This is a genomic window from Ferruginibacter profundus, from assembly GCF_054783275.1.
Genome location: NZ_BAAGQW010000001.1, coordinates 1816464 through 1829407 on the forward strand (window position 1 = coordinate 1816464; position 12944 = coordinate 1829407).

At 37.9% G+C, this 12944-nt stretch carries 13 protein-coding genes; all 13 read left to right on the forward strand.

The features are described from left to right. The first annotated feature begins 14 nt into the window (after positions 1–14). The 13 genes from ACYVM0_RS07750 (at position 15) to ACYVM0_RS07810 (ending at position 12935) form a co-directional block, all read left to right on the forward strand. Positions 15–1454: an alpha-L-fucosidase gene (locus tag ACYVM0_RS07750; protein ID WP_460554954.1), complete on the forward strand. Its 1440-nt coding sequence runs from the start codon at positions 15–17 to the stop codon at positions 1452–1454. Positions 1455–1546: 92 nt separating this feature from the next. Continuing rightward, on the forward strand, positions 1547–2758 hold the full coding sequence (sucC, locus tag ACYVM0_RS07755; RefSeq protein WP_460554957.1) for a succinate--CoA ligase subunit beta: 1212 nt from the start codon (positions 1547–1549) through the stop codon (positions 2756–2758). Positions 2759–2979: 221 nt separating this feature from the next. Next, a complete protein-coding gene (locus ACYVM0_RS07760) occupies positions 2980–3567 on the forward strand; it encodes a hypothetical protein (RefSeq protein ID WP_460554960.1) in 588 nt (195 codons plus the stop codon). A gap of 122 nt (positions 3568–3689) precedes the next feature. After that, entirely contained in the window at positions 3690–4022 is a 333-nt protein-coding gene (locus ACYVM0_RS07765) for a hypothetical protein (protein ID WP_460554963.1), read from the forward strand. Positions 4023–4034: 12 nt separating this feature from the next. Further along, positions 4035–4949, forward strand: coding sequence for a DUF6438 domain-containing protein (locus ACYVM0_RS07770; RefSeq protein WP_460554966.1), 915 nt, complete (start codon positions 4035–4037; stop codon positions 4947–4949). 78 nt (positions 4950–5027) lie between these two features. Next, positions 5028–5561: a hypothetical protein gene (locus tag ACYVM0_RS07775; RefSeq protein ID WP_460554969.1), complete on the forward strand. Its 534-nt coding sequence runs from the start codon at positions 5028–5030 to the stop codon at positions 5559–5561. A 45-nt stretch (positions 5562–5606) separates the two neighbouring features. Then, on the forward strand, positions 5607–6110 hold the full coding sequence (locus ACYVM0_RS07780) for a YfbM family protein (RefSeq protein ID WP_460554972.1): 504 nt from the start codon (positions 5607–5609) through the stop codon (positions 6108–6110). A gap of 37 nt (positions 6111–6147) precedes the next feature. Continuing rightward, positions 6148–6714, forward strand: a complete 567-nt coding sequence (locus ACYVM0_RS07785; protein WP_460554975.1) for a hypothetical protein — start codon at positions 6148–6150, stop codon at positions 6712–6714. 54 nt (positions 6715–6768) lie between these two features. Further along, entirely contained in the window at positions 6769–7377 is a 609-nt protein-coding gene (locus ACYVM0_RS07790) for a peptidylprolyl isomerase (RefSeq protein WP_460554978.1), read from the forward strand. 35 nt (positions 7378–7412) lie between these two features. Then, on the forward strand, positions 7413–7946 hold the full coding sequence (locus ACYVM0_RS07795; RefSeq protein ID WP_460554981.1) for a hypothetical protein: 534 nt from the start codon (positions 7413–7415) through the stop codon (positions 7944–7946). Further along, positions 7924–8682 carry a carboxypeptidase-like regulatory domain-containing protein gene (locus ACYVM0_RS07800; RefSeq protein ID WP_460554984.1) on the forward strand — a complete coding sequence of 253 codons (759 nt, stop codon included), beginning with the start codon at positions 7924–7926 and terminating at the stop codon, positions 8680–8682. Before ACYVM0_RS07795 ends, ACYVM0_RS07800 begins: the two co-directional genes overlap by 23 nt. Before the next feature lie 78 nt (positions 8683–8760). Beyond that, complete coding sequence (locus ACYVM0_RS07805) at positions 8761–9300, forward strand: hypothetical protein (RefSeq protein ID WP_460554987.1); 540 nt, start codon at positions 8761–8763, stop codon at positions 9298–9300. A gap of 83 nt (positions 9301–9383) precedes the next feature. Continuing rightward, complete coding sequence (locus tag ACYVM0_RS07810) at positions 9384–12935, forward strand: TraB/GumN family protein (protein ID WP_460554990.1); 3552 nt, start codon at positions 9384–9386, stop codon at positions 12933–12935. Positions 12936–12944: the final 9 nt, after the last annotated feature.

The following is a 12944-nucleotide window of genomic DNA, read 5'->3' on the forward strand; positions in this document are numbered from 1 at the left end:
ATAAAAAAGGATTAATGAAAAATATTGTAGTATACATTTTACTGTTTTCATTTTACGGCGCAACCGCACAACCACATTATGTAGCTCCTACCGATTCAGCAGTCATAAAAAAATTATCGCAATGGCAGGACTGGAAATTTGGTTTGCTGATGCATTGGGGTACGTACAGCCAGTGGGGTGTGGTGGAAAGCTGGAGTATTTGTCCTGAAGATGAAGGCTGGACACAAAGAGACAGCATTCATGGTAAAACCTATAACGAGTACAAAAAAAATTACGAAGCCTTACAAACTACTTTCAACCCCAAAAATTTCGATCCTGCAAAATGGGCCGCAGCTGCAAAAGATGCCGGAATGAAATACGTGGTGTTCACCACCAAACACCATGATGGCTTTTGCATGTTTGATACCAAAGAAACAGATTATAAGATCACGTCGCCTAAAACACCGTTTTCCACTAACGCAAAAAGCAATATTGCAAAAGAAGTATTTGAAGCATTCCGCAAGCAGGGATTAGCAACCGGAGCCTACTTCAGCAAACCCGACTGGCATACGGAAAATTACTGGTGGCCTTATTTTCCGCCTAAAGACAGGAATGTAAATTATGATCCTAAAAAATATCCGCAGCGCTGGAATGCGTTTAAAGATTTTACTTATAAACAGATCAAAGAACTGATGAGTGAGTATGGCAAGATGGATATTCTTTGGTTAGATGGCGGCTGGGTAAGGCCGAAGAATACTATTGACACTGCAGTGGAATGGCAACGCACCATTACATACGAGCAGGATGTAGACATGTCAAAAATTGCGGCTATGGCAAGGCGTTATCAACCCGGGCTTTTGGTGGTAGACCGCAGCGTAGGCAACGAATATGAAAATTATGTAACGCCGGAGCAACAGCTCCCTTCTACCCTGTTGCCTTATCCCTGGGAAACCTGTATGACGATGGCGGGCAGCTGGAGCTATGTGCCTCATGATACCTACAAATCCACCAACGAACTGATACATACCCTGGTAAAAATTGTGGGCACCGGCGGTAACCTGTTACTGAATGTGGGCCCCGATGCCAATGGCGAATGGGACACCACTGCTTATACAAGATTGAAAGAAATGGGCGAGTGGATGAAGATCAACGGAGAAGCGATCTACAATACCAGGCCTTCCGCTGTTCCCATTTATGACCATAATTATTTCACCATGGCAAAAGATAAAAGTGCTGCTTACGTTTTGACGTTATTAAAAGAGCAGGAGAATTACTTCACCAACGGTGCCCTGTTACAGGTAGAAGACCAATATGAAGGAAAGTTTAATCATATCCAGGTATTAGGGACGAACATTAAGCTACCCATTAAAAAGTACAGGGCTACCAATGGTTTGCCCATGCTGGAGATCAGGTTCCCCAATGATGAAGGCATCCGAAACCTGAAACATGCAGTTGTTTTTAAACTCATCAGGTAAACGCAATCGTTGCCGGTAAATAGCCCTGCCACCGGCAGAAAACCGACCGCCGTAAACGGTTTTTAATTATCTTCGCTAAAACTTTATAAATCATGAATCTTCACGAGTACCAGGCTAAGGAATTGCTTAAAAAATACAATGTTCCCGTGCAGGAAGGCATCCCCTGCAACACCCCCACTGAAGCGGAAGAAGCTTACCGCCAAATTCATACCCAATACGGCAGCAAGTTTGCTGTGGTAAAAGCACAGATACATGCAGGCGGACGTGGTAAAGGCAAAATTGCCGGTACCGAACAACGTGGTGTGGCTGTGGGTAAAAATGCAGAAGACGTAAAACAAATTGCACAAAATATACTGGGTGGCACGTTGGTGACCATTCAAACCGGTCCGGCTGGTAAACTGGTGAATAAGATCATTGTTGCACAGGATGTGTATTATGAAGGTCCTGAGCCGGTGAAAGAATTTTACCTGTCGATTTTAATGGACAGGGCCAAAGGACAAAACGTAGTAATGTACAGTACCGAAGGCGGTATGAACATTGAAGATGTGGCCCATGATACGCCTGAAAAAATATTTAAGGAATGGGTTCACCCAAGTGGTGGCTTACAGGGTTTCCAGGCACGTAAAATTGCTTTTAACCTTGGTTTAAGCGGTAATGCATTTAAGAACTGCGTAAAATTTGTAACCAATTTATACAATGCCTATGTGGGTTTAGATTGCGGCATGCTGGAAATAAATCCTTTGTTTAAAACCAGCGACGATAAAATTATTGCCGTGGATTGCAAGATGAATATTGATGATAATGCATTGATGCGTCATCCTGATCTTGCCGCTATGAGAGATATCAGTGAAGAAGATCCTACTGAAGTGGAAGCAGGCAAATTCAACCTGAACTTTGTAAAATTAGATGGTAATGTAGGTTGCATGGTAAATGGTGCCGGCCTTGCTATGGCTACCATGGATATGATCAAATTAAGCGGTGGTGACCCTGCCAACTTCCTTGACGTAGGTGGTACAGCTAATGCACAAACTGTGGAAGCCGGTTTCCGTATTATTTTAAAAGACCCGAAAGTAAAAGCGATCCTCATTAATATTTTTGGCGGTATTGTACGTTGCGACCGTGTGGCGCAAGGTGTAATTGATGCGTATCAATCTATTGGCAATATCAGCATCCCTATCATTGTACGTTTACAAGGTACCAATGCAGATGTAGCTAAAAAATTAATTGACGAGAGTGGCCTTAAAGTACAAAGCGCTATTTTATTAAGCGAAGCCGCAGCATTGGTAAACAAAGCTGTAGCCTAAGCGATACCTTTTTAGATTTTTGTAACCAAACAAACGAAAGATCCTGTCTTCATTGACGGGATTTTTTTGTGGGAGCAGGTGGTGTTATGATTTTTGTTAGCTTGCGGAAGGAAATTAATTTTGACCAGATTGGCATTATTTATCCTTAAGGATTGATTCAAAAAAGTTGTGTAACTAAAATATTTGACCGCCGGTTTTAAATAAACCTTTTATAAAACCATATGATCAGCAGAATTATCAGAGAGATATTGACCTATTCTCAAGAAACAAAGACCTTGATTTCGGTACGAAAGCGGAATAGTGACGACAATGTTTGGGTTGGCTATATAGTTGACTTCAATGATACACTCTTTGTATTGCAACATATTTCTTCATTAGGACTTGAAGATGGTATGATAATAGAAAGAATTGATAACATTGATAATTTTGAAATTGAAGACAATTATATAAAATCAATTCAGTTATTATTTGACAACCAGAATAGAATTCAAAAACAAATTGTAAAAACCGTTGAAATATCCAATGAAGACAACTGGCAGTATGAACTTTTAAAAATCGGGTTTGACCAGGGTAAAATCATAACCGTAGAAGTAAATAATTCTGATACTGTAAATTTCGGATTTGTGCTTGACTATGATGATACATCATTACAATTGAAAGCAATTACTAAAACCGGGGAAGATGATGGCATTGAAACATACCGGCTGGCTGATATTACATCTATAACCGTTGACCGGCTGGAAGGCAGGAAAAGACAGTTGTTACATGAAATTAAAAAGAAGAAAAGAAATCCCGGAAAGGGGAAATAGCAGGACGGGTAACCAGTGGCCAACTGCAGGTTTTAATTAGTTTAGGGAGATAAACTAATATCAGGAATTTGTAAATCCATACTTTTCGTTCTCCGGAAAATTCATTTTTAAAAATATAAATTATGATAATTTGGTCTGGTTATGGATTCGTTGTTTTTGTTGTTGTATTTCTTGATTCACTGGTTGCAGAAGTAGTTTCAGAATCACTCACTCATGATGAAAATTATTATCAAAACAATCTTATTCCCCTAGGGTGTTCCTTCCTGGTTTCTGCGATTGTAGTAAGACTCATTTCAGATTTTATGATCAGAAGGAAGCGGCAATCAGTGACGGCGGGTGAAAAAAATATGGTAATAGGAAAAGAACACAGGCTGTTTTTTATCCCGCTCTTTTATTGGCCCTTAATATTAATGGTATTAGGTTCAGGTATTGTAATATACCAGCTAGTCAGGTAAACAATATGACTTATGAAAATGATGAAAGCATTAATAATTTTAAGTTTCCTGTTTTCCCCTGCAGTTTCTTTTTGTCAAAATATAGATGATCTGAAAACGGAGTTGGAAGCGCAAAATTTCATCAGGGCAAACTTCAAAGACAATTATATTGATTTTTATGTTGGTTATATTTTCAGAAGTAACAGAGGTAAGCAGTACCTGAAAAAAACGAGTGGAAAAACCTGGTACAAAACAGATATTAACCAGGACCATCTCACAGATTTAATTGTTACAGGAAGTGTAGATGGGAAAAATAAGGCTTTGATTGTACTGGGAGATACCAATAAAAAGTATTCGGTTGTAAACCTGGTAAACCGGGACAGAGGTTGGGTACGACCATACGTTTTACCTACGAAAATAAATGATGAGGCAGTGATAATTTTTAAAGAAATTGATTTTACTGATTCGGATAAAGAATCCGATACAATTGAAGTAAGAAAAACTGATACGTTAATTTACAAATTCAAGCACTTCATTAATTTTACGCCCAAAGAAAAAATAATAAACAGAAAAATAGCCAGCCTGAAATATTTTTCCGAAAGTTGCCTTGGCCGTTGCCCTATATATGACCTTACAATAGACAGTACCGGCAAAGCCCGGCTTGAAGCTTTCAGGTACAATGAAAATATAGAAGGAGTATTCCATTGTACAATTCCATCTCAAACATTTAATTATATGAATACGATCATAAATTATATTAACCTCCCCAGGTATAGCGACGATTATGCCATTTACGTTACGGACTTGCCAACTGGCATAATTGATTTAACTTTTACAGACGGAACCCATAAACACATTCGTGACTATGGTAAAGAGGGTGAATTTGGACTAGTATTTTTATATGCGTATTTCAACTCCCTGAGATATTCTCAGCATTGGAAACAATGAAATAACAGCCTGTATTAATTTATTAATTAGATTGCAGAGGCATGAGCGGTGTAAAAACGTTGATACAAACATCATTTAATGACCCCCGGAAAGCAAACCATACTAATCATTTTTTTTGCAGCCTATCTTTATACAGTTTTATTTACTGATATATCATTAGTAGGATTCTGGACAGATATTATTTTTTCAATTTTGCTTTCCCTGGTTGCACTGTGGATTGTATTTAAGAAAGGTTCTGTAAAATCCGGGGTAATAGTTACACTAAAAATTTCAACAGTTTTTCTTTCGGCAATTGTATTTGGTTTAATAGCATATAGTTTTACAGATATGTTTATCCTGGATACTTTTAAAATGCGCAGCTTTTACTACCAAAAAGTTAATGGCAGAATTTTTCATGCCTACTTTAAACCTGTTGGTGCCTATGCTGGCGGCTATGGAAATTTCTGGATAACAGAAAGCCCAAAGTATTTTCCCATAATTGAGAAACGTGTTTATTATGACAGAACAGTGCATTGGGATTTTAATGATGATACCTGGGAAGGACAACCGGTTGACAATTACGAAATGGTAAGAAATTATATCAAGGATGAAATTATCGATAAGAAAAAATAACACCCTAATCTAAAAAAAATTGATAACCTAAAACACATTTCATTCATGAGTATGATCGGCAATTTACTTCGGGTAACAGCAACAGACCTTGAAGCTTATTTACAAGACAGCTCCTTATTAGAGCACAGCATTTATGATGAAGAAACAGATGATGAAAATCCCAATTTAACTGATATTGATAAATCCTGGGATGGGATTTTATTTTTACTTACCGGGCAGAATGTGGCCAATACAGAACATCCGTTGGCAAAGGTTTTATTCAGCGGACAAATTATTGATGAAGAACAGGACCTTGGTTACGGACCGGCGCATTATTTAACACCCGGGCAAGTGGCGGAACTAAATGAACAGATCTTAAAAATCACCACTGCCGATCTGAAACAAAAATATGATCCTGTAAAAATGGAAGCTTTAGAAGTGTATCCCTCCATCTGGGCCGAAGAAGGTGATGAAGCCTTTGAGTATTTGAGTGAATATTTTAAAAATGTGCAGGAAGTATATGCGGAAGCTGCAAAAAACGGGGAAGCCATTATAACTTTTATCAACTAACTTAAGGTTTATACAAGATCCGGATGTTATAGCTATTATGGTAAGACTACTATTTATATTATTGTCATTAACTTTTGTGGCCCATTCCAAAGCACAAAGCCCTGCTATCAGCCAAACCGATATAGACCTGGTTAACTTTGCTATTAAAGACAAAAGGCACGGCATTTTTCTGATCTCTGAAATGACAGAGTATAACCTTGCAGAAATAAAAAAATTTGTTGACAAAGGTTTCTTTGTGCTAAGATTAGTTGACAATAATAATAAAGACGTTTCAGACACAGTAAAACTTACCAGCCAGGATGCAGATTCAATGTATCAGAAACTACATTCGCTAAAAACATTTAAGTGGACTACTGAAGTTGCTAAAAAAATAAATCTTGATCACCTCAGCATTATCGGGCCTGATACCAGCAGTACGGTGCAACCGGAATACGCAATAAAATATCAAATAGTTCCACCAATATTTTTTAACAATCAAACCTATGGCATTTTATGTTATAGTTACAGTTGCGGGGGATTATGCGGACATGGGCAAATTACTATTTACAAGAAAGTATCCGGAGCCTGGCAAAGATGGAATAACCTTATGTGGTGGGACGAATAGCAGTATTGAATATTAACATTCTCATTCTTTAATAATATAGACCTGACTACAAACATGAAACAAATCTTTCCAACATTTCTATGCTGCTTTATTTATACAGTCCTTTTTGCACAAACGCCTGCAAAGCTTCTCGCTGATACAAAAACTATTGCGCAGGCAAACAAGGTTGCAAAAAACTATCCTGATCTTGATGCTAAAGTGTTCATGTTGTTTTCCAATAAAGATACATCCGACATTACGCTTCCATTATTTGATAAAAAAAAGGGCTTTACTTTTAGTATTGACAACTATAGTTATAAGATCATTGATTCAATCACCTATCCCGAATTCAGGGCAAGCTATATTTATCTGGATGGTAGCCAGCTGTCTTTAAAATCAATTGACAGTATAAGGAATATCATTCTTGCTAAATTCAAAAACGGCACATCCTTTTTCGACCTGGTGAAGGGATATACGATGGATGGTAACCCCACTGGTGACTTAGGCTGGTTTACAGAAAGCATGATGGCAAAAGAATTTGAAACAGCCATCCGTCAACATAAAAAAGATGACATTTTTACCATCGATATTCCGGTAAATAAATGGTACTATGTAGCACTTAAAACTTTTGATGACAGAAAAGTAAAGGAACTGGCAATACTGAAAATAAAAACAGGCCATTAATGTTTGTCAGCAGCAAATAAACTGAACCGATACTCATGCCTAACTTCTTTTACAAAACACTTTACTTTGACACTTTTACTTATGTAACAGATACCACCCCGCAATTGTTAACCGGTAAGCTGGAAGTACTATTTAATGAAAAACAAGGCTGGTTTAAATCGCCCAATTTAAAAGGCAAATTTTTAGAATACCCTTCGATATTTAGCGTCACACCCAAAAGATGGTTCGTGCAAATACGGGGTGGAGAAGAAAGGGAACCGGCAAAATTAAGCGGCATCATCTCTCCCATCAATGCCACACAAACAAAAATTGAAATTGTGGTTAAGCCCAACGCTGTATACCGGTTGTTATTTTTTGTTTGCTTACCATTTGCAGTTTTCATCATTATCAAATCATTGCTGACAATGGAATTCCATTTTTCGCTGTTGGGGCCCTGGCCTTTTGTATTTGCTTTATTTTTTTTATTTATCAGCGCAAAAAATGCAGCTACCAGACTTCGCCATTCATTTGAAAAATATATGGGCATCACTCCGGTTAAACTGACCAATGAACAAGGTGATGCTGAATAAAAACAACAGGTTGCCTATATTTATGCAATACCTTCTCTCCCTGCATCTCAATAGAACTATGCGTAAATTATTATTCATACTATGCCTTTTTAAAACAGGCAACCTGTTGGCACAGGAAATAAACTTACAGGGCAGTTATGGCGCCAGCTTCATTGGTGGGGAAAGCATCAACTTTGTTGGCAAAGATTCTTTTTATTTCAATGGCTTTTATTGTACTTATGGTGTTCATGGTAAAGGCCGCTGCGAAATCCGTAATAATTTTTTATACCTGTATTTCGGGAAAGATAAAAGTAAACCCAAAAAGGATAGTCTAAAAACTGCCCTCATTATAAAAGCAACAAGCGTAGATAGCTTTTCAACGATATCTGTAAGCGTGAGAGATAATCATGGTATTCCAATACCCTATGCCACCGTATTTATAGAAGGAGAGAATTCTTTGTCCGCCGGAACCGCTACAGATTCATCAGGACAGTTAATGCTGAAGGTAAAGAATAACCATTACCCTGTTCTTATTAAAACCTACGCTTTTGGTATTGAACCGGGGCGACTACAACTTGACAGCTGTGCCAATTATACCATTACACTATTTCACCGGCAAGACCAGTCTACAAACAAAGAATTGAATCATGGGGAAGTGTATGTGTATGAAATTGATGAGCTTTCAGAAGACCAGATTGTAATGCGGCCGGAAAAATCTTCAGAGCGTTTTAGAAAATACAATAAGAAAAAGGAATAACCACTATGCGTTTTATTCCAGGGTTAATAAAACACAGCAAACTCCTGTATTTTTGAGGTACCAAAAACAAATTATTATTTGATTCAGCATAACCTTGAGCTTTTTATAACCGGCACTATTTTTTCCATTATTGGAATTTGCACCCTTGTATTTAAAAAACAGAAGAAGCTGACCGGGCTTATCCCGCTAACCATCGGCCTGGCAGCAATTGTATTAATAATCATTGGACCACTTTCACAAAGCTATAAATATCCCGATACCGTTCTCCATATTGACCCAAAAGATATTACTGCAATTTTGATCAAGCCAACGACTTACAAGGGTTACGAAACACTTAGTTTAACAAAAAATCCTCTTACAATAATAAAAAAAGAAATAATTGACAGCTTGTGTACTGCAATAAGAACTGGTACCTTACGACATTCAATAATAAAAAATCCGACCTGGGTTTGCCTGGTAAGACTCGAAAAAAAAGACAATTCATGTATAGAGTTTGCAGTTAAAAATGCTGAGCAAAATACAATTATAGAGGTAAACGCTGCTGGAGACTATGGCTGGAATTATGGTACAATTGATGTGCCTTTGTTAGGCCCTTTGCTTACACGGATTTCAAAATAAAAAATCAGTTTTTCTTTGTATTTTTAATACCGTAATTCGTTTTTACCAATAAAACTACTCTATCTAATTTTTATAATCCTCTTATGCGCTTTACCACCCTGCTTTTATTCCTGTCCCTTTATTCCGGCATCGCATTTTCTCAAACCACCCCAACACCTAAAACGATGTTGTGGAAGATCACCGGCAATAATTTGCAGCAGCCTTGTTATTTATACGGCACCATGCATTCAAGGGATAAGCGGGTGTATTATTTAGGGGATTCTGTTTACAGCAGCATAAAATCCTGTGCCGGGTTTGCAATAGAAATAGACCCCGGGGAATATGTAGATACATTTATCAATTCAATAGAAAATGAACATCTTAATATCAGCTACCGCCAGGCAGTAGAGAATGACCTGTTGCAAAAGAGAACTGATCCTTATAAAAACAGCAGCCGCCAGTTTGATTCTGTACTACTGAAAATGAGGGAGCGGTATAATGATATTACAGCCCGTGATATTGCCCGGCTGCGAAAAGCTTTTCGCAGAAGAGACAGGAATGATATGCGTACAGCACTTGACCTGTATCTTTTTGACCTTGCAAAAAGACAAGGCAAAATAGTAGGTGGTATTGAGGATATTACTGACCAGACTTCTTTAAAGGATGAACTGGGCAACCCATTTGACCCGGATGAATTTTTAAAAAACCAAAGAAAAAAATATGCCGATGTGGAAGAATGGATGATTGATAACTACACTAAGGCTGAGCTGGATAATATTCACGAATTCAGTAAACAAAGCCAGTCGAAAGAACAGTTTAGTTTAATGCTGAGCAACCGCAATTATAAAATGAGCAGGCGTATAGATAGCCTGGGAAAGATCAGGAGCACTTTTTGTGCAGTAGGTGCGGCACATTTGCCCGGAGATTCGGGTGTGATAAGCCTGTTGAGAAAAAGAGGTTTTACTGTTACGCCGGTGTTTTCTTCTAAAACGATTGAGCCCGGCGATATTAAGATCGATAACCAGTTACAGCAGCTGATCAGTATTTCTGATGCCGATTCCAATTATATTGTACAAATGCCTGGTAAGCCAACTATACTTACGGGCATCACCAACAAGCTTTACGTTAAAACCTATAAAGAATTGTCGAATGAAATTCTTTTGATGAGTGGTGTTTATGAAGATGGTAACCTGGCAAAAACTATTGACGAGGAAGTGGCAGAAATGACAAGATTCTTTTCACGCAATGATATAAAATTATATTCCAGCAATAAGATAGTACGGCAGCAATTGAATGGCTATGATGTAAATTTTAAAAGCCGTGAAGGCTATATCAGGATACAGTTATTTTATAATGCCGGAAAAACCTACATGTTTGCTGTTGGCTCCAAATATAAAGACAGCCTGAGTTCTGCCCGTTGCGAAAGTTATATCAACAGTTATACCATGATTCTTAACAGGCCAAAGCCGGCAAGCAATATGCTTTCCTTTACCTGCCCCGAAAAAGCTTTCAGCGTATCATTACCTGTGCTGCCTAAAAAAGAAATAGTAGCGGGTGATAATACTTATACCAAAGAAGATGTTACGCTTTTCAGCAGTGTAGATCCCAAAGCAAAGATCAACTACCTGGTGCTTTTAAAAGAACCTTTTAAAGGGTATTTCTTTGATTTTGACAGCACCATATTTTTACAAACTGTAAATGAGATCAAAAAAGGCATCGTGCAAACAGATTTTGCTGTTGAAAATATTATCCTTGATGGTTACCCTGCATTAAAAGTAAAAATAAGAGGAGAAGCTGACCGGAAGAATTTTGTGATCTATGCAGCATTGACCATACGCCACAACAGAATGTACAACCTTACCACACGTAGTTTAATAACAGAAGACAATGAAGCATTATTTGACCAGTTCATTAATTCTTTTCGTTTTCTGCCTTATGCAGCAACTGTGTTTGAAAAACAAGCCGGTGGTGATAACCTGTTTTCTGTAATAGCACCTTCGCCTGTTTATTACCTGCAGAACAATGTGTATGAAGAGGAGAAACATAAAACCACATCAGTAAAGCGTACAGATTATTTTGCGATTGATAGTAATACGGCTATGTCTTATGGCATCACTGCGCTGGGGCTCGGTAAATACTATTGGGTAGAAGGAGAAAAAAAATTATTGGATGATTATACCAGGATGAATTTTGATGATTCACTTGCTGCAGGTAATGTTTTGAACACAGATTCGCTGGTGTATAAAAAACCCGTTTATAATGGCAATATTGAAGGAAGAGAATTATTGCTGAAAAACCTGGTGAACAATTCGTTTGTAAGACTACGCATTATGCATTTTGCCGATTCTGTTTTTATCATTAATTTAAAAGGAGACCAGGAATTGGTAACGAATGAAAATGCAGATATTTTTTTCAACAGCTTCAGGTTTAGTAACGAAAATTTTTCAAGCACGGCATATACTTCCAAAACTGCGCTGCTTATCAGCGACCTGCAATCTGCAGACAGCAGTACCTGCATTGGTGCAGCAGCCTCATTAAGAAAAGGTTTCCGTTTTCCGCAGCAGGATCTGCCGCTATTATTAGATGCATTTTTATTTCCGTATACACCAATTAAAAACAACAGTACCAACCAGGCGGCACTTATAGCGCAAACCATTGCCCCTTATACCGGAACCGCAGTTTTTGAATTCATCAAAACAAACTATCCTTTGTTAAAAGGTAAACGGGAAGATTTAAGAATGCTGATGCTGAATATTTTATCTGCAAGCAATAATGCGGCAGCTTACCAGGTATTGAAAGTACTTTTACTGAATGAACCACCGCCACTTGCTACTGACTATGGAATTGTGTTAAGTAACTTAAGTCATTCGCCAGCTGTAGCAGCAGGTTTATTTCCTGGTATTGCCATTAAGTTAAAGGATGATGACCTGGCTCCTTTTATAATTGATATCGCCAATATACTTATCGATAGTAACCAGGTTCAGTATGCATCGTTAAAAGATTATGAGGATGATATTATACATACCGGCAAACAATTACTGAAAGAATACAGGGCACGGAATAACGATAATTTTTATGCCCCGCATACCATTGGCGTGTTGCAAATGCTGGCCAGAATAAATCAAAAATCTGCAAGAGCCGTGCTGAATGATTTTATTGATCTAAACAATTACACTTTAAATTCTGTAATAATTGTAGCCTTATTGCAAAATGGTCAAACCGTAGCTACTTCTGTGATAGATAATTTTTGTACTAACCCCGAACGCCGCATTCAGCTGTATGATGCTTTGATAGATGTTGGTAAACAATCATTATTTAAAGGAGAATATGCAAGCCAGCGGTCTTTTGCAGAAGCTTTTGCTACTGCGTACACCAATAATGAGGTTACTGCAGATATTCCCAAGTATTATGACGTTGCTGCTATAAAAGATGTGGTGCTGAATGATACCCTGCGCCGCTTTTATGTTTTTAAAGTAACCTGCCAATACAGGCGCAGTAATGAATTGTACACCTGTATCATCGGGCCGTTTTCAACAACAGCAACTGATTTTTCAATTAAGGCCGGAGAAGAAAAATATATTTTGTACAGAAGTAAATTTGAAACCAGTAATATTGACAAGCTCTTTACTGATTATATTGATAAATTTAAAAAGTGAGTTTGCAGT

Coding starts and splice junctions, on each gene's coding strand:
- ACYVM0_RS07780 (WP_460554972.1), top strand. CDS start 5,607: ATGAGTATGATCGGCAATTTACTTCGGGTAACAGCAACAGACCTTGAA.
- ACYVM0_RS07785 (WP_460554975.1), top strand. CDS start 6,148: ATGGTAAGACTACTATTTATATTATTGTCATTAACTTTTGTGGCCCAT.
- ACYVM0_RS07810 (WP_460554990.1), top strand. CDS start 9,384: ATGCGCTTTACCACCCTGCTTTTATTCCTGTCCCTTTATTCCGGCATC.
- ACYVM0_RS07790 (WP_460554978.1), top strand. CDS start 6,769: ATGAAACAAATCTTTCCAACATTTCTATGCTGCTTTATTTATACAGTC.
- ACYVM0_RS07765 (WP_460554963.1), top strand. CDS start 3,690: ATGATAATTTGGTCTGGTTATGGATTCGTTGTTTTTGTTGTTGTATTT.
- ACYVM0_RS07760 (WP_460554960.1), top strand. CDS start 2,980: ATGATCAGCAGAATTATCAGAGAGATATTGACCTATTCTCAAGAAACA.
- sucC (WP_460554957.1), top strand. CDS start 1,547: ATGAATCTTCACGAGTACCAGGCTAAGGAATTGCTTAAAAAATACAAT.
- ACYVM0_RS07750 (WP_460554954.1), top strand. CDS start 15: ATGAAAAATATTGTAGTATACATTTTACTGTTTTCATTTTACGGCGCA.
- ACYVM0_RS07800 (WP_460554984.1), top strand. CDS start 7,924: ATGAACAAGGTGATGCTGAATAAAAACAACAGGTTGCCTATATTTATG.
- ACYVM0_RS07770 (WP_460554966.1), top strand. CDS start 4,035: ATGAAAATGATGAAAGCATTAATAATTTTAAGTTTCCTGTTTTCCCCT.
- ACYVM0_RS07775 (WP_460554969.1), top strand. CDS start 5,028: ATGACCCCCGGAAAGCAAACCATACTAATCATTTTTTTTGCAGCCTAT.
- ACYVM0_RS07795 (WP_460554981.1), top strand. CDS start 7,413: ATGCCTAACTTCTTTTACAAAACACTTTACTTTGACACTTTTACTTAT.